Source organism: Isoptericola sp. GX10416 (assembly GCF_056590155.1).
In genome coordinates this window covers 1-16,504 of sequence record NZ_JBWPVO010000010.1, presented here as the reverse complement: position 1 = coordinate 16,504, position 16,504 = coordinate 1, and the positions used below count along the sequence as shown (strand labels likewise).

The following is a 16,504-nucleotide window of genomic DNA, read 5'->3' as shown; positions in this document are numbered from 1 at the left end:
CTCTGGTGCCCACCACCGTTTCGCCACTCGGCGCTGCCGTCGTCGTGCGGTCGCTGCGCAAGACGTACGGCGGCAGGGACGTGGTCGACGGCCTCGACCTGCAGGCTGGCGCCGGCTCGGTCACCGCGGTGCTGGGCCCGAACGGCGCCGGCAAGACGACGACGATCGAGTGCTGCGAGGGTCTGCGCTCCCCGGACGGCGGCTCGGTGCGGGTCCTCGGGCTCGACCCCGTGACCGACGCGGCGACGTTGCGCCCCAGGGTCGGGGTGATGCTGCAGGACGGCGGGCTGCCGACAGGTGTGCGCGCCCTGGAGATGCTGCACCACGTCGCCGCGATGTACGCCGCGCCGCGCGACGTCGGCGAGCTGGCCGAGCGCCTCGGCCTCGATTCCTTCGCGCGCACCACGGTGCGCCGCCTGTCCGGCGGCCAGCGTCAGCGCCTGGCCCTGGCCGCGGCCGTGGTGGGTCGTCCCGAGGTCGTGTTCCTCGACGAGCCGAGCGCAGGCATGGACCCCCAGTCCCGCCACGCGGTGTGGGACCTGGTCCGCGAGCTGCGCGACCAGGGCGTCGCCGTCGTCCTCACCACCCATCTCATGGACGAGGCCGAGGACCTCGCGGACCTCGTGCACGTCGTCGACCACGGGCGGGTCATCGCCAGCGGCTCGGTGCCCGACCTCCTGGCCTCCGGCGACGACGGGCACGGGCCCGCGCTGCACCTGGAGGCCGTGCCCGGGCTCGACGTCGACGGGCTCACCTCCCACCTGCTCGCCGCGGTACCCGACGGCGCCTGGTCCGTGACCGAGGGCGAGCCGGGCACGTACCGGGTCGCCGGACCGACCGCGCCCGTCTCCGTGGCGGCCGTCACGCAGTGGCTGGCCGGCCAGGACGTGCTCGCACGGCGCCTGTCGGTGGGGCGCCGCACGCTCGAGGACGTCTTCCTCGACCTGACGGGACGGCACCTGCGATGACGACACCACCCAGCACGGGCGCGGCCCCGGCCCGACGGCGCATCGCCGCCCAGGCGTCCTTCGAGACGCGGGCGATCCTGCGCAACGGCGAGCAGCTCCTCGTCACCATCGTCGTACCCGTCCTGCTGCTCGTGGGCCTGGTCAAGACCTCGCTGGTCGAGCTCGACACGCACGGCGCCACCCGGGTCGACTTCGTGACGCCGGGGATCCTGGCGCTCGCCTGCGTCACGACGGCGTTCACCTCCCAGTCGATCGCCACCGCGTTCGACCGTCGCAACGGTGTCCTGCGGCTGCTGGCGACGACCCCCTTGGGTCGGGGCGGGCTCCTCGCCGGCAAGATCCTGGGGGTGCTGGCGGTCGAGGTCGTGCAGGTCGTCGTCATCGGCGTCGTGGCACTGGTCCTCGGGTGGTCGCCCGACCCGGCGGGCATCCTGCCCGCGGTCGGTCTGATCCTGCTCGGGACGGCGGCCTTCACCGCCCTCGCGCTCCTGCTGGCGGGGACGCTGCGCGCCGAAGGGGTGCTCGCGGTCGCCAACCTCGTGCTGGTGCTCCTCGTCGTCGGCGGCGGCCTCATCGTGCCGCCGTCGGAGCTGCCCGGCGTGATGGCGCACGTCGCGGCGTTCCTGCCGTCCGGCGCGCTTGGCGAAGGTCTGCGTGGAGCGCTCCTCGGCGCGGGGGTGCCACCGTTGAGCGTCATGGTGCTCCTCGCCTGGACGGCAGCGTTCGGTGCGGGTGCGAGCCGACTGTTCCGCTGGCACTGAGCCCGGACCAATCTCACAGGCCCGGGCACCGGGCGACGCCGTAGCGCCACCGCGCCGGGCACTACCGTGGACCCGTGAGCACCCCCGCCCCCGCGGAGCCCGTGGGCTCCTCCGCCGCCCCGACCGCTTCGCCCGACCTGCTCGGCCGCTTCCGTGGCTGGACCCGCGGCGTGCTCGTGGCCAACGTCGTGGGGCAGATCGCCATCATCACCACCGGCGGCGCCGTCCGACTGACGGACTCCGGGCTCGGGTGCTCCACCTGGCCGCACTGCGAGCCTGGCCGCTTCACACCGGTGCTGCACGAGGCGACGACCATCCACCCCTACATCGAGTTCGGGAACCGGCTCATGACGTTCGTCGTGGGCATCGTGGCGATCGCCGTGCTGCTGCTCGTGTGGACCGACCGTCGCCGCTCGCCGGAGTACCGCGCCCTCGGGTTCGTGCCGCTGGCCGGTGTCGTGGCCCAGGCCCTCATCGGTGGCGTCGTCGTCCTGCTCGATCTGCACCCCGGCTGGGTGTCGCTCCACTTCGGGGTGTCCGCGGCGCTCGTCTGGTTCAGCGCGTACCTGCTGCACCGGCACGGCGAGGGGGACGGCTCTCCCGTCCCGGTCGGACCACGATCGGTCACGGTCGCAGGATGGCTGCTCGCCGCGCTCATGGTCGGTGTCGTCACGCTCGGCGTGCTCGTCACGGGCGCGGGGCCGCACTCCGGCGACAACACCGTCGGCTACCGGCTCTCCCTCGACCCGTACCTGATGACGCGAGCCCACTCCGCCACGGTCTGGCTCTTCGTCGCCACTCTCGTGGCCCTGCTGGTGATGCTGTCGCGGCTCCCCCGCAACCCTGGCGCCGACGTCGACCGCCTGGCGAACGCTCGACGGGCAGCCTGGCTGCTGCTCGCCGTCACCCTGGCTCAGGGCCTGATCGGCTACGTCCAGTACTTCACCGGACTACCGGAGATCCTCGTGGGGATGCACATGCTGGGCGCCGGCCTGCTGGTCTGGGCCACGGCGAACGCGGTGCTGAGGCTGCGCACCCGCGTCTGAGCCGCCGTCGGGCCGCAGGTCATGCGGGGCTCTCGCCGCGCCGGTACGGCCACGGCGCGTCCGCGGACCTCAGGGAGGCCCAGCCGCCGGCCCGGCTCGCGGCAGCGGCCAGGATGCCGACGACGGCCGACGGGTTGTGCAGGTCGCCGGCCAGGACGCGGGTCACGGCCTCGTCCAGCGGGACCCACGACGTGACGATCCCCGCCTCCTCCCCCGTGCGCTCGTGCCGCTCGGCCTCAGGGACCTCCCGGAAGCCGCGGGCGAGGAACACGCGGATCGCCTCGTTGCTGGCACCCGGGGTGGTGGCGAAGTCCGTCAGGACGTCCCACCGGTCGGCCACCAGGTCGACCTCCTCGGCGAGCTCCCGCGCAGCGGCCTCGACGGCGGGCTCCCCGACCACGTCGAGCAGTCCCGCCGGGATCTCCCACATCAGGGCCCGGACCGGGTGCCGGTACTGGCGCAGCAGCAGGATCCGGTCCTCGTCGTCCAGCACGACGACCGCGACGGCGCCCGGGTGGTCGAGGTACTCGCGGGTCACGACACCGGCGTCACCGAGGTCGACGTCGTCGCGCACCAGGTCGAAGATCCGCCCGGAGTGCACGACCGTGCGGTCCCGGACCGGACGGGGCGCGACGACGTCCACGCCCCGGTCCGGTCCTGCGTCCGGACGGCTCACGCCGACGTGCCCTGACGGACCAGCGCCGCCGCCACCAGACCCTTGAAGAGCGGGTGCGACCCCGTGGGCCGCGACATGAACTCGGGGTGCGCCTGGGTGCTCACGTAGTACGGGTGCACGTCGGCGGGCAGCTCCACGAACTCCACCAGGTTGCCGTCGGGCGAGGTCCCCGAGATGAGCAGACCGGCCTCCTCCAGGCGCTCGCGGTACTGGTTGTTCACCTCGTAGCGGTGCCGGTGGCGCTCGGAGACCTCGGTGCTGCCGTAGGTCTTCGCCACGACGGACCCCTCGGCGAGCGTCGCGGTGTAGGCGCCCAGGCGCATCGTGCCGCCCAGGTCGCCGTCGCCGCCGACGATCGCGAGCTGTTCCGCCATGGTGGCGATGACCGGGTGCGTCGAGTCGGAGTCGAACTCCGTGGACGAGGCCTCCGCGAGCCCGAGCACGTTGCGCGCGTACTCGATGACCATCGACTGCAGGCCCAGGCAGATGCCGAGCGTGGGGACCAGGTTCTCGCGGGCCCAGCGCAGCGCACCGACCTTGCCGTCGATGCCGCGCACGCCGAAACCGCCCGGCACCAGGATCGCGTCGACGCCGTGCAGCGCCTCCTGCGCACCCTGGGGGGTGCTGCAGTCGTCGGCGGCGACCCAGCGGATCGCGACGCGCGTGTCGTTGTCGAAACCGCCGGCGCGCAGCGCCTCCGTCACCGACAGGTAGGCGTCCGGGAGGTCGATGTACTTGCCGACCAGCGCGATCTCGACGTTGTGCTCCGGCTCGTGCACGCGCTCGAGCAGCCGGGTCCAGCCACCCCACTCGACGTCGTGGAACGGCAGGTCGAGGCGGCGCACCACGTACGCGTCGAGCCCCTCGGAGTGCAGCACCCGCGGGATGTCGTAGATGCTCGGGGCGTCCGCAGCGTTGACGACGGCCTCGTTGTCGACGTCGCACATCAGGGCGATCTTGCGTTTGATGCCCTCGGGGACCACCCGGTCCGAACGCAGCACGATGGCGTCCGGCTGGATGCCGATCGAGCGGAGCGCCGCGACCGAGTGCTGGGTGGGCTTGGTCTTCAGCTCGCCGGACGGGCCGATGTACGGCACCAGGGAGACGTGCAGGAAGAAGCAGTCGTCGCGGCCCAGCTCGTGACGGACCTGGCGGGCCGCCTCGAGGAACGGCTGCGACTCGATGTCGCCGACCGTGCCGCCGATCTCGGTGATGATCACGTCGACCTCGGGGCCGGCCTGGTCGCGCATCCGGGACTTGATCTCGTCCGTGATGTGCGGGATGACCTGCACGGTGTCACCGAGGTACTCACCGCGGCGCTCCTTGGCGATCACGCGGGAGTAGACCTGCCCGGTGGTGACGTTGGACGACGCCGGCAGCTCGACGTCGAGGAAGCGCTCGTAGTGGCCGATGTCCAGGTCCGTCTCGGCGCCGTCCGAGGTGACGAAAACCTCGCCGTGCTGGAACGGGTTCATCGTCCCGGGATCGACGTTGAGGTAGGGGTCGAGCTTCTGCATCGTGACCCGCAGACCGCGCGAGCGCAGCAGCCGGCCCAGGGAGGATGCGGTGAGTCCCTTGCCGAGCGAGGAGGCCACACCGCCCGTCACGAAGATGTGGCGCGTCTGGTGCGTCGCACCGGCGCGGCTGGAGGAGCGGGACGAGGTTCGGTTCTGGGTGTCAGCCACGGAACTCCATGCTATCGGACAGATGGACGGCCGGCGTCCCGGAGACGACCCGACACGGGGTGCGGTGGCCCACACCGCCTGCGTCAGCGTCGCGCCGCGCGACCGGCGAGGCTCTTCGCCAGGCCCGTCAGCCGCCCCCGCACGGTGGCGTCGGTCAGCGCCGCGGCGAGGAGCACGACGACAGCCGCCACGAGCCCGGCGAGCAGTCCGAGGCCGACGTCCTGGGCAGCGGCCCCGAGATCGACGGGCTGCCCGGTCGTGGCAGGGCCCGTGCCCGCCCCCGAGCGGTCCGTCGCCGGGAACGCGAGGCGTCCCAACCACGCTCCGAGCCCGGCGGCAAGGACCGTCACCACCAGGGTGCGCAGCACTCCGCCCAGCGCCGCGCCCCCCAGGCGCAGGCGCACCGCCACGAGCAGCGCCGCACCGGCGACGGTCATGCCGACGGTGGTGGCGCCGCCGAGCCAGGCGAGGACCTGGACCTGGGTGCTCCCCCCGGGGGTCTGTCCGGAGAACACCAGCACCGACGCTGCGGCACCGGCGGCGACCACCGCCCATCCGGTCGCCGTGGCCACCACGGCCGCGCGTCCGGCGTCGACGGCGTACAGGACGCGGGAGAGCTGCAGGATGAGGGCGTACCCGATCAGACCGGGCGCCATCCAGGTGAGGGCGCCCGCCAGCCCGTCGGCGTCACCGGAGGTCACCACGCCGTCGAACACGTTCTCGACGAACGGCGCGGCCGCGACCAGGGCTGCCGCACCGAGCGCGGCCACGACGACCAGCACCCGGGTGGTCGACGACACCAGGCGGCCGAGGTCGTCGTCGCGCCGCTCGGACGCCAGCTCGGCGAACCGCGGGAACGCGCTCGTCGCGATCGGGAACGCCAGGACGGCATACGGCAGGAAGTACACCTGCTGCGCGTAGAGGAAGATCGTCCAGGCACCGGCACCGCCCGCCTCGTTCGCGCTGACCATCGTCACGAGGAGGGCGAGCTGCTGCGCCACCAGGGCGCCGATGCCGGCGAAGGCCAGCCGCGCGGCCCGCCGCCCCTCGCCGTCCGGGAACCGCAGCGTCGGGCGCAGCCGCAGACCGGTCCGCACGACCGGCCAGATCAGGGGCAGCGCAAGGAAGGCGACGCCCGCCGTCGTCCCCCAGGCCAGCCAGCCCAGCGCCTGGGAGGTCAGCTCCGCGACGTCCTGCTCATTGCCGTCGGCGAGCGCACCGAAGCGTGCGTAGACACCGATGACCACCAGGCTCGACACGAGCGGCGCGAAGGCCGGCCAGAAGAACCGCTGGTGGGCCTGCAGGATCCCGCCGAGGACGACGGCGATGCCGTAGAGCGGGATCTGGACGGCGAAGACGCGCAGGAAGTCCGCGGCGACGGCCTCGTGCACCGGGTCGTCGAGGCGCAGCAGGTGGGCGAGCGGCTCCGCGAGGAGAGCCATCGCGCCACCGAGCGGGACCAGGACGACGATCGTCCAACCGAGCAGCGCGGACGCCGTCCGCGAGGCCTTCTCCCGGTCGCCGCGCACGAGATAGCCCGACAGCAGAGGGACCACGGCGCCGGCGAGCGCGCCGCCCGCCGCCACCTCGAAGAGCACGTTGGGCAGCAGGTTGGCCGCGTTGAACGGCGCGTCGACACCACCCGTTCCCAGGAACGACGCCTGGGCGAGCCACCGGCCGAACCCGACGACACGGCTGGCCAGGGTCACCACGGTGATGAGCAGCGCCGCACCGGCGATCGTGGTGCCGGCCCTGCGCCCGCCGGGCGTGCTCACCCGGTCGCGCCTTCGGACTCCGTCGTGGGTGCGGGGCGGCGTCCGACCTGGTCCATCCGGCGCAGCCAGGCGGTGCGCTCGACGACCGCCGAGAAGCTGACCTTCTCGGAGGCCAGGGTGAGTCCGACGACGCCCGCGAGCGCGGCGACCCGCACCGGCCGCGGGGCACCGAACGCCCACCGGCTGCCGACGAAGGCACCCAGGGCGTTGGCGCCGCCGTCGCCGAGCATGTCCCGCTCCGCGAGGTCGCCGGGGAGGGCCGCGGCCGTCGCGCCGAGCAGCGCGCCCGTGCCGCCGCCACCCTGGACGGCCCCCACCGGGAGCGTCAGGAGGGCCGCGGCTTTGAGGGCCCGACCGGGCCGCAGGTCCAGCAGGTTCAGCAGGTTTGCGGTCCCGGCGATCAGCGCCCCGTTGACGACGACGTCGCTGACGTGCCCCGGCGCACCGCCCCGGCGGGGGGTCCCGATCCCGGCGGCGAGCATCGCGCTCGCGCCGATGCCGAGGACCTTCAGGCCGCCCGTGGTCACCTCGCCCCGAGCGAGAGCACCGAGGTGCCCCTTGAGCCCCTTGGTGCGGGTCGTGGTGTCCTCGGCGAGGTCGTCGACGACGCCGAAGACCCCGGCCCCGGCGGTGGCGATCGTCGTGGCACCGCGCACCCGGGCGTCACCACCGCTGACCAGGGTGCCCGCGACCAGGCCCAGCGCGACGGCGGGCCCCTCCAGCATCGACACCGGCTCACCCCGGTGGTTGGTCCGCGTCCAGCGGGCCCCGCCGCCCGGCGGGCGCGCGTCGAGGGCGCGCCGCGCGAGCGTCGTGGCCGCAGCGGCAACGGCTCCGGCGAGGACGAACCGCCCGACGCCCATCAGGAACCCTCCTCCGCGGACCCGCTGTCCGTCGACCCGCGACCGGGCAGCTCGACGGCGGGCGGGACGACGGTGGCGCCGTCCTCGAACCCGTACTGGCCGACCTCCCCGACGTACTGGGCGGCCAGCGCCAGCGGGACGTCGAGCCGCAGGACCTCCTGCTCGATCCCGCTGACCGTGCTCAGGCGCTCCGTCGCGTCGTCGTTCGAACGCACCTCGTCGACCAGGTCGCCGTCCTGCGTCGTCGGGCCGGCGACCACGACGGTCCCGGCCGCGTCCTGGACCGCGAGCACTGCACCGACCATGTCGACGTCCTCGGGGACGTCCGGGGCGTCGGCCGTCTCGGCCTCGCTCCCCTGTGCCCCCGCCGTGAGGAGCAGCACGGCGTCGGCGGGTGCCGACGGGTTGAAGCGTGACTCGACCAGGCCGACCTGCGAGAGCAGCTGGTAGAGGTCCACCGCCCGGTCGCTGCGTTCGTCCGCGGTCTCCGAGGCCGGCTCGGTCAGGGAGATGCCCAGCACGGTGCCCAGCACCTGCGCCGTCGTGGACTCGTCGTCGATCAGGTCGGCGACCTGCCCGCGCTGACCGTCCGACACGGTCCCCCGCAGCACCGCGTCCTCGGCCGACGTCCATGCTCCCGTGAGGGACGCCTGGGCGACGATGCGTGCGCCGGCGGCCTCGAGCTGGTTGACGACCTCCACCTCGGTGGTGTCGTTGACACCGTCGACGTCGACGACGGCGACCCGCACGTCCTGGAGCGACCCGTTGACGAGCTCGGCCCCCGCTGCCAGCGCGAACGCGTTCTGCTGGTCGAGCGAGGCCTCGGTCTCCCCGAGGGTGTCGCGCAGCTCGGTGCGCTCGGCACGCAGGGCGTTCACCTGGTCGGTGAGCTGGTCGCCGATGGCGTTCTGCAGCGGGCCTGCACCCAGGATGATGCCGACCGCGAGCGCCAGGAAGACGGAGATCAGCGAGACGAGGTGGTAGCGGAAGTCGATCACGGGAAGGGAGTGCTCCTTGGTTCCGGGTCGTGGACGGCTCAGCCTCCGAAGAGGCTGCCGATCCACGAGACGATGTCGTCGATCTGCGCACCGACCAGGCCGAAAGCGGTCTGGCCTGCGGACGTCGACCACAGGGCGGCCACGACGGCCGCGACGCCGGCGGCCGACAGCAGCGTGAGCTGGAGGTTGGAGATCCGGGTGCGGTAGAGCCTCGAGACGCCCTTGGCGTCGACGAGCTTGCCACCGACCCGGAGCCGGGTGAGGAAGGTGCTGGCCATGCCCGCGCGGCCCTTGTCGAGGAACTCGACGAGGGTGGCGTGCGTGCCCACGGCGACGATCAGCTCGGCGTCCTTGTCGTCCGCGAGCAGCATCGCGATGTCCTCGCTCGTGCCGGTGGCCGGGAAGAGGACGGGTTCGACGCCGAGCGACCGCACCCGCTCGAGCCCGGGGGCGTTGCCGTCACGGTAGGCGTGCACCACGATCTCCGCGCCGCAGGCCAGCGCCTTGTCCGTGACGGAGTCCATGTCGCCGACGATCATGTCGGGGCGCAGGCCGGCGTCGAGGATCGCGTCCGCCCCGCCGTCGACGCCCACGAGCACCGGCCGGTTCTCGGCGATGTACGGGCGCAGCATCGCGAGGTCCTCGCGGTAGTGGTAGCCGCGCACCACGATGAGGACGTGCCGGCCCTCGAAGCTGGTGCGCACGTCGGGGACGCCCACGCCGTCGAGCAGCAGCTCGCGTTCCTTGCGCAGGTACGACAGCGTGTTCTCGGCGAAGCGCTCGATCTCGTCCGACAGCCCTTCGCGTGCCGCCGCCATGGCTTCGGCGACGGTCTCGGGCGTCTGGCGCGTCCCGGCGTCGAAGGTCCGGCCGTCGATCCGCACCTCGTCGCCGACGATGTGGACCGGGGCGCCGTCGGTGACCGTCATGACGTCGGCACCGATGCCGTCGACGACGACGATGCCGGCCTCGAGCAGGATGTCCGGTCCAGCGTTCGGGTAGCGGCCGGTCGTCGACAGCGCAGCGTTGAGCACCGCCGAAGGCGCTGCGGCGACGAGCGCCTCGGCCGCCACACGGTCGATGTCGGCGTGGTCGATCACGGCCACGTCGCCCGGCTTGAGCCGCTTGGTGAGGTCCTTGGTGCGCGCGCCGACGCGCGCCGGACCGACCGACTCGGGGGCGACGTCGCTGGTGTCGGGGCCGCGCTCGGCCCTGCGGAGGCTCAGTCTCATCGGCCCCATGGTCCCACGACGGAGGACTCCAGAAGTTCGAGGGCGTGCAGACGGGCCGTCTCGGAGTCGTCCTGGCCGGAGAGCATCCTGGCCAGCTCGCGGACCCGCTCCTCGTCCGTGACGGAGCGCACGTCGGTCACCGTCGTCCCGGCGCCCTCCAGGGTGGACTTGGCGACGACGAGGTGGGTGTCGGCGAAGGCCGCCACCTGCGCGAGGTGCGTGACGACGACGACCTGCGTGCGGCGCGCCAGCGCGGCGAGCCGGCGTCCGACCTCGACCGCGGCACGTCCGCCCACGCCGGCGTCCACCTCGTCGAAGACGAACGTGGGCAGCACGGTGTCGCCGTCCTCCCCTGCTGTGGCGAGCGCCACCTCGACGGCGAGCATCACGCGCGAGAGCTCGCCGCCCGACGCGCCCTTGCCGAGCGGGCGGGCGGGCGCCCCGGGGTGGGCCTGCAGCAGGAACGAGACCTGGTCCGCGCCGTGCGGGCCCGGTTCGGCACCGGTGACCTCGACCTCGAGCCGGGCGCCTCGCATCGCGAGGCCGTCCAGCTCGGCCGTGACCGCGTCGGCGAGCCGTCCGGCAGCGGCACGTCGAGCGGCACCGATGCGCGCCGCCAGGCTCGACACCAGGTCGTCGACCTCGGCGACCCGCGCGCGCAGCCCGTCGATGCGCTCGCCCCCGTCGTCGAGATCCAGCAGCCGCAGTCCCGCGGCGGAGGCCCAGCGGAGCACCTCGTCGATCGTGCTCCCGTAGCTGCGGGTGAGCGAGCCGAGGTCGGCCAGCCGTGCGTGCGCCGTCTCCAGAGCGGCGGGGTCGGCCTGCAGGTCGGCCACGTACGACGAGAGCTCGGTGGCGACGTCGCCGAGCACGTAGCCGGCCTCCGTCAGACGACGCACCTGGTCCGCGAGCGCCGGGTCGTCGCCGGCGACGGCCTCCAGGGCCCTGCGCGCCCGCTCGACGGCGTGCACGGCGGAGCCCTCGACCTCCGTGTCGTCCCCGGCGACGGCGTCGTGGGCGAGCTGGGCGCCCTGGCGCAGCTCCTCGACGTTGCCGAGCCTCGTCGTCAGGGTCGTCAGGTCGGCGTCCTCGCCAGGCTGCGGGTCGAGCCGCTCGATCTCGGCGAGCCCCAGCCGCAGCAGCTCCGCCTCGCGGGCCCGCTCCGCGGCGCGGGATGTCAGGTCATCGATCTCGGCCTGCAGCCCGACGCGCTCGGACCAGGCCGCGCGGTGCTCTGCCAGGACCTCGGCGTGACCGCTGCCGGCGAACCGGTCGAGCGCCTCTCGCTGCTTGGCCGGGGTGCGCAGCCGCAGCTGGTCGGACTGTCCGTGCACCGTGACGAGCTCGTCGGCGATCTCCGCGAGGACGTTCTGCGGGACACCTCGGCCGCCCAGGTGGGCCCGCGACCGCCCCGACGTGACCGTCCGGAGCACGACGACCGTGCCGTCGTCGTCCACCGCTCCCCCGGCCTCGTCGACCCGGCTCGCCGCGAGGGGGTGCCGGGCGAGGTCGAGGCGCCCCTCGACGACGGCGCGCTCCGCACCGGGGCGCACGGACGCGGCATCGGCCTTGCCGCCCATGAGCAGCCCGAGGCCGGTCAGCAGCATGGTCTTGCCCGCACCGGTCTCACCGGTGATCACCGTCAGGCCGGTGGACAGGGGCACCCGGGCAGCTCGGATCACTCCGAGGTCCTCGATCGCGATCTCCTCGAGCACGCTCATCCCTCCGTCTCGGGGCGGTCGGGGACCCCGGCACGGCGTGCCGCGGCCTCGTCGGCCGCCTCGCGCCAGCCGATCACCGGCAGGGAGAACTTGGACACCAGCCGGTCGGTGAACGGCGCGTGCGCGAGCCGCGCGAAGCGCAGCGGCACCGCACCGCGACGCACCCGGACGCGGGACCCGACGGGCAGCTCGATGCTGCGACGCCCGTCGCACGTCAGCACGCCCGGCACCGCGCTGCGGTCGAGCACCTGGATCGTGGACTCCGACGCCGGCCCGATGACGAGCGGGCGCGCGAACAGGGCGTGCGCGGACAACGGCACGATCAGGACCGCGTCGACGTCCGGCCACATGACCGGCCCGCCCGCGGAGAAGGCGTGCGCCGTCGACCCGGTCGCGGTCGACACCACGACGCCGTCGCAGCCGAACGAGCTCAGCGGGCGGCCGTCGACGGCGATGCCGACCTCCAGCATCCGCTCCCGCTGCGCCTTCTCGACGGTGGCCTCGTTCAGCGCCCACCCCGTCACCGGTTCGTCCTCGCCCGGCCGCTCGACGACGACGTCGACGACCCGGCGTTCCTCGACCACGTAGTCGCGTGCGGCGACCCGCCGCACGGCCTCGTGCAGGTTCTCGCGCTCCGACTCGGCGAGGAACCCGACGTGCCCGAGGTTGACGCCCAGGAGCGGGACGTCCGTGCCGTGCGTGAGCTCGGCCGCGCGCAGGATCGTGCCGTCGCCGCCGAGCACCATGACGATCTCGGACTCGGCGACGCCCTCGCGCGCCCTCACGACGGACGCGGGGTCCCCGAACTCCTCGGCCACCTCGTCGTCGTGGAGGGCTACCTCGAAGCCGGCGGCTTCCAGCTCGGCCACAGCCTCGGTCATCGCCGCGACGGCCTGCGCACGTCCGCTGTGGGTCACGATGAGAACTCGTCGCGTCATGTGGAACCTCCCTGTCGCCGTCCTTCGACGGCGACGACCGGCGGCACTCCGTCGGGCGTCCACGCCACAGCCGTCCCCGCAGCACGGGTCAGGCTGTCGACGTCGGCCGCGACGGGGCCCACCGTGCGTTCGAACCAGCAGAAGTACTCGTGGTTGCCGCTCGGGCCCGGCACCGGGCTGGGGATCACCGCGCGAGGGCGCAGTCCGGCGACGGCCGCCGCGGCCGCCACGTCGACCACCGCTGCCGCACGCAGCTCGGGATCCCGGACGACACCGCCGCTGCCGAGCCGGTCGCGGCCGACCTCGAACTGGGGCTTCACGAGCAGCAGGACGACGGCGCCCGGACGGGTCGCTCCGGCCACGGCGTCGAGGACCAGGCGCAACGAGATGAACGACAGGTCCCCGACGACGACGTCCGGCGGGCCGTCCAGGTCGTCCGGTGCCAGGTCGCGGACGTTGAACCCCTCGACGACCACGACCCGTTCGTCGTCCCGCAACCGAGCCAGGATCTGGTCGTGGCCCACGTCGAGCGCGGTGACGAGCGCGGCGCCGCGGCGCAGCAGCACGTCCGTGAAGCCGCCCGTGGACGCCCCCAGGTCGAGGCAGCGCGCACCGTCGATCCGCGCGGTGACAGCACGCCCGTCCACGTCGCCGTCGAGGGCGTCGAGGGCTCCGGCGAGCTTGCCACCGGCCCGTGAGGCGAACCCCGGATCCAGCGGGTCCGGCTCCACGACGAGCTCGGCGTCGACCGCCACGGGCACCGAGGCCTTGGTGACGACCGTGCCGTCGACCCGCACCCGCCCTTCGACCACGAGCGTGCTCGCGTGCCGGCGCGACCTGGCCAGGCCGCGCCGCACGAGCTCGACGTCGGCACGATCGGCCATCAGCTCTCCGTCCCGCCGCCCGGCGCCGTGCCGGTGGGATCGTCGTCCAGCCGCTTCTTCAGCTGCCGCTCGACAGCCTCGAACCGTTCGACGTGCTCGGCGGTCGGCAGGCCCTCCAGATCACGGACGGGCGCGAGGACGTCGTCGGACCCCACGGGCTCGACGGTCTCCTCGTGCTGCGCGTCCTGCGACATCTCGGCTCCCTCGGTCGTTCCGGCCCCAACGCTACCGCCTGCGCGGTCGCGGTCCGCCGATGACCCACAGGCAGGGCGTCAGGCGCTCAGCTCCATGACCCGGTCAGCGTCGACCGGCTCTCCGGCGTCCGCCGTGGCCCAGGCGGCCCCGCAGGCCGCCCGGACGACATCGATGCCGTGAGGTCCCTGACGGTCGACCTCGAGCGCGCCGCCCACCACGCGGGCAGCCCTGCCGCCGCAGCGCCACCAGCCGTCGGCGTGGGGCTCCGGCGCCGGATGGGGCTCGAGCAGCACGCGCAGGTCGGCCCCGAGGAACGTGGGCCGCATGCCGGCTGGTGCCAGCACGGCGTCGCGAGCTGACGACACGCCCGTCAGGACGTGCAGGCCCGGGTAGCCACCTGCTCGCGCCCCGCCGAGGTCGGTGTCCAGCCGGTCGCCGATGACCAGGGGTCGTTCCGCACCGGCACGCTCGACCGCCATGCGGTACATGGTCGGCGACGGTTTGCCCGCGCTGTCCGGCTCGACGCCGGTGGCCGCGACGACCGCCGCGACCAGTGCACCGTTGCCCGGGGCGAACCCGCGAGCGGTGGGCAGCGAGAGGTCGCGGTTGCTGGCCACGTGCCACGCACCGCCGGCGACGGCGTAGGCCGCCTCGGCGAGATCGCTCCAGCCGAGATCGGGCGAGAAGCCCTGGGCGACGGCGTCGGGACGATCGTCGGCACCGGCCACGATCTCGAAGCCCGCCTGCGCGACCGCCGTCGCGAGACCCTTGCCGCCCACCACGAGCACCGTGGACCCGGCCGCCAGACGGGTCTGCAGCAGGGCTGCGCACGCCTGGGCGGCAGTCATGACCTCGTCAGGCCTGGTGGGGATGTTCAGCCTGCTGAGCTGGGCGGCGACGTCCTCGGGCTCCCGTGACGCGTTGTTGGTCACGAAGACCAGGCGCAGCCCGTGATCGCGCGCAGCGCCCAGGCTGGCCGCCGCGTGGTCGATGGGCAGATGACCCTGGTAGGCAACGCCGTCGAGGTCGACGAGTGCGAGGTCGTGGGCCTGCGCCAACGGCACGTCGCTCGCGCCGAGACCCGCGACGGTCACGCCTGGTCCTTCTTGTCGGCCTCCGCGTGGGATCCCTCGGACGCAGAACCGTCGGTGCCGGCCTCTGCGTCTGCCTCCGCGTCGGTCGGCTCTACGGGCTCAGCGACCGACTCCGCGACAGGCACATCGTCGTCGGACTCGTCGTCGGACTCGACAGTGGGCTCCGCGACGTCCGAGGTCTCGGCGGCAGCGACGTCGTCCGAATCACCCGAAGTGTCGGCGGGCTCCTGGTCCTCGTCGGCGACGGAGTCGTCGTAGACGTCGAACACCACCACGTCCTCCTCGTCGCCGTCGTCCCCGAGGACGCGCGCGAGAACAGCAGGATCCACCGTCGCCAGGAGCGCGGCAGCCTCTGCCTCACGGCCAGCCGCCTCCAGCGCGACGACCTTGGCCTGCAGGACCCGGATCCCGAGATCCCCGCCACGCTCAGCAACAGGGATGCGGTCGAGCACGACGAGAGCGGCGTCGTGCTCGCCGAGGTCGCTGCGTGCGCCGCTCACGACGATCGCGAGCTCGGTGCGGCCGTCCGCGTCGAGGGTCGACGCCTCGTCCGTCGCGGCCAGGGCGATCGCCCGTTCCGGCCGACCGAGGCCGCGCTCGGCGTCCGCCATCAGCGGCAGGTGCTCGGACGACCCGTTGAGGCGCCGCACGGTCCGCAGCTCACGCAGAGCCTCGGCGAACCGACCCGTCCGGTACGCGGCGATGCCGGCCGCCTCCCGCACGACGTCGATCCGGCCGCCCCGCCCCACCGCCGCCTGGGCGTGCTGGTAGGCGAGCTCGGGGTCGACGTCGATCAGGCGTCCGGCCATGACCAGGTGCGCGCCGACCCACTCGGCGTTCTCCTTGCTCAGACCACGCAACCGCGCACGTGCCGGACCGTCGAGCTGGCGGAAGTCCGCGTCGTCGGGCAGTGCCGGGCCTTCGAACCGGGTTGAGGGCGCCTTCTCAGGGCGCGACGCGCGGTCATCGGACCGGTGGTCGCGACCGCCATGGCCACGCCCGTCACCGGTCCGCGGCCTGTCGCCGTCGCGACGCGGCCCCCCCGACGGCGGTCGTCCCCCCCGGGAGTCGTCGCGGCGGCGGTCACCACCATCGCGGTACCCACCACGCCCAGCCGGCGCACCAGACCCACGCGAGTCGTCGCGGCGGCGGTCACCACCATCGCGGTACCCACCACGCCCAGCCGGCGCACCAGACCCACGCGAGTCGTCGCGGCGGCGGTCACCACCATCGCGGTACCCACCACGAGAGCGGTCTCCGGTGTCGTCGGACCGTCGATAGGAACCGCCACCCGAGCCTCGCGCGGCGTCGCCGGTGCGGCCGACGCCCGAGCTCCTGCCCCGATCCGAGCTGTCGCGGCGCGCGCCGGCATCGCGTGAACCCGACGGACGGCCCTCACGTCGGTAGGAACCGTCGCGCCCACCCTGGGGGCTGCGGCGACGCTCGCCGTCACGCTCGGGGCGGTCGTCACGCGGTGTCTCGTTCACGGAGGTCCTCTCGGTTGCGGTCCAGCAGTCGATTCTCCCACGCACGATCGACGCCCCGCGAGAGAACGCGGCGCTGGCCGCTGTGAGCTTGGGGGGAATGCAGTAGGCCCCCCAACCGTGTGGTTGGGGGGCCTGCTGTGAAGGGTGTCCGGCGGCGTCCTACTCTCCCACCCCGTCTCCA

Annotated in this window: 16 protein-coding genes; 3 read left to right on the top strand and 13 right to left on the bottom strand. The window is 73.7% G+C overall.

Going from position 1 to position 16,504, the window contains the following annotated elements:
• The first annotated feature begins 5 nt into the window (after positions 1-5).
• The 3 genes from ACWAT2_RS14130 (at position 6) to ACWAT2_RS14120 (ending at position 2,775) form a co-directional block, all read left to right on the top strand.
• On the top strand, positions 6-968 hold the full coding sequence (locus ACWAT2_RS14130; RefSeq protein WP_480048934.1) for an ABC transporter ATP-binding protein: 963 nt from the start codon (positions 6-8) through the stop codon (positions 966-968).
• A complete protein-coding gene (locus tag ACWAT2_RS14125; protein ID WP_480048933.1) occupies positions 965-1,729 on the top strand; it encodes an ABC transporter permease in 765 nt (254 codons plus the stop codon). Before ACWAT2_RS14130 ends, ACWAT2_RS14125 begins: the two co-directional genes overlap by 4 nt.
• A 74-nt stretch (positions 1,730-1,803) precedes the next feature.
• The gene (locus tag ACWAT2_RS14120) at positions 1,804-2,775 is read left to right on the top strand and encodes a COX15/CtaA family protein (protein ID WP_480048932.1); all 972 of its coding nucleotides are present in this window, start codon (positions 1,804-1,806) and stop codon (positions 2,773-2,775) included.
• Positions 2,776-2,794: 19 nt separating this feature from the next.
• Here the strand turns inward: ACWAT2_RS14120 and ACWAT2_RS14115 are convergent, their stop codons facing one another.
• The 13 genes from ACWAT2_RS14115 to ACWAT2_RS14055 all read right to left on the bottom strand — a co-directional run bounded on the left by ACWAT2_RS14115 (position 2,795) and on the right by ACWAT2_RS14055 (position 16,127).
• Positions 2,795-3,451 (bottom strand): NUDIX domain-containing protein, encoded by a 657-nt coding sequence (locus tag ACWAT2_RS14115; RefSeq protein WP_480048931.1) that lies wholly within the window; start codon positions 3,449-3,451, stop codon positions 2,795-2,797.
• Positions 3,448-5,136, bottom strand: coding sequence for a CTP synthase (locus tag ACWAT2_RS14110; protein ID WP_480048930.1), 1,689 nt, complete (start codon positions 5,134-5,136; stop codon positions 3,448-3,450). The genes ACWAT2_RS14115 and ACWAT2_RS14110 overlap by 4 nt, the downstream gene beginning before the upstream one ends.
• Positions 5,137-5,219: 83 nt before the next feature.
• Complete coding sequence (gene murJ / locus ACWAT2_RS14105) at positions 5,220-6,911, bottom strand: murein biosynthesis integral membrane protein MurJ (protein WP_480048929.1); 1,692 nt, start codon at positions 6,909-6,911, stop codon at positions 5,220-5,222.
• On the bottom strand, positions 6,908-7,774 hold the full coding sequence (locus ACWAT2_RS14100) for a hypothetical protein (protein WP_480048928.1): 867 nt from the start codon (positions 7,772-7,774) through the stop codon (positions 6,908-6,910). Before ACWAT2_RS14100 ends, murJ begins: the two co-directional genes overlap by 4 nt.
• A complete protein-coding gene (locus ACWAT2_RS14095) occupies positions 7,774-8,772 on the bottom strand; it encodes a copper transporter (protein ID WP_480048927.1) in 999 nt (332 codons plus the stop codon). The genes ACWAT2_RS14100 and ACWAT2_RS14095 overlap by 1 nt, the downstream gene beginning before the upstream one ends.
• 38 nt (positions 8,773-8,810) lie before the next feature.
• The gene (gene steA / locus ACWAT2_RS14090) at positions 8,811-10,004 is read right to left on the bottom strand and encodes a putative cytokinetic ring protein SteA (protein WP_480048926.1); all 1,194 of its coding nucleotides are present in this window, start codon (positions 10,002-10,004) and stop codon (positions 8,811-8,813) included.
• Positions 10,001-11,719, bottom strand: a complete 1,719-nt coding sequence (recN, locus tag ACWAT2_RS14085) for a DNA repair protein RecN (protein ID WP_480049067.1) — start codon at positions 11,717-11,719, stop codon at positions 10,001-10,003. The genes steA and recN overlap by 4 nt, the downstream gene beginning before the upstream one ends.
• Positions 11,720-11,721: 2 nt before the next feature.
• The gene (locus ACWAT2_RS14080) at positions 11,722-12,663 is read right to left on the bottom strand and encodes an NAD kinase (RefSeq protein ID WP_480048925.1); all 942 of its coding nucleotides are present in this window, start codon (positions 12,661-12,663) and stop codon (positions 11,722-11,724) included.
• Positions 12,660-13,547: a TlyA family RNA methyltransferase gene (locus tag ACWAT2_RS14075; RefSeq protein ID WP_480048924.1), complete on the bottom strand. Its 888-nt coding sequence runs from the start codon at positions 13,545-13,547 to the stop codon at positions 12,660-12,662. The genes ACWAT2_RS14080 and ACWAT2_RS14075 overlap by 4 nt, the downstream gene beginning before the upstream one ends.
• Positions 13,547-13,741 carry a hypothetical protein gene (locus tag ACWAT2_RS14070; RefSeq protein WP_480048923.1) on the bottom strand — a complete coding sequence of 65 codons (195 nt, stop codon included), beginning with the start codon at positions 13,739-13,741 and terminating at the stop codon, positions 13,547-13,549. Before ACWAT2_RS14070 ends, ACWAT2_RS14075 begins: the two co-directional genes overlap by 1 nt.
• A gap of 78 nt (positions 13,742-13,819) precedes the next feature.
• Complete coding sequence (locus ACWAT2_RS14065) at positions 13,820-14,836, bottom strand: HAD-IIA family hydrolase (RefSeq protein ID WP_480048922.1); 1,017 nt, start codon at positions 14,834-14,836, stop codon at positions 13,820-13,822.
• Positions 14,833-15,696 (bottom strand): hypothetical protein, encoded by an 864-nt coding sequence (locus ACWAT2_RS14060; RefSeq protein ID WP_480048921.1) that lies wholly within the window; start codon positions 15,694-15,696, stop codon positions 14,833-14,835. Before ACWAT2_RS14060 ends, ACWAT2_RS14065 begins: the two co-directional genes overlap by 4 nt.
• On the bottom strand, positions 15,684-16,127 hold the full coding sequence (locus ACWAT2_RS14055; protein ID WP_480048920.1) for a hypothetical protein: 444 nt from the start codon (positions 16,125-16,127) through the stop codon (positions 15,684-15,686). The genes ACWAT2_RS14060 and ACWAT2_RS14055 overlap by 13 nt, the downstream gene beginning before the upstream one ends.
• Between the last annotated feature and the right edge of the window lie 377 nt (positions 16,128-16,504).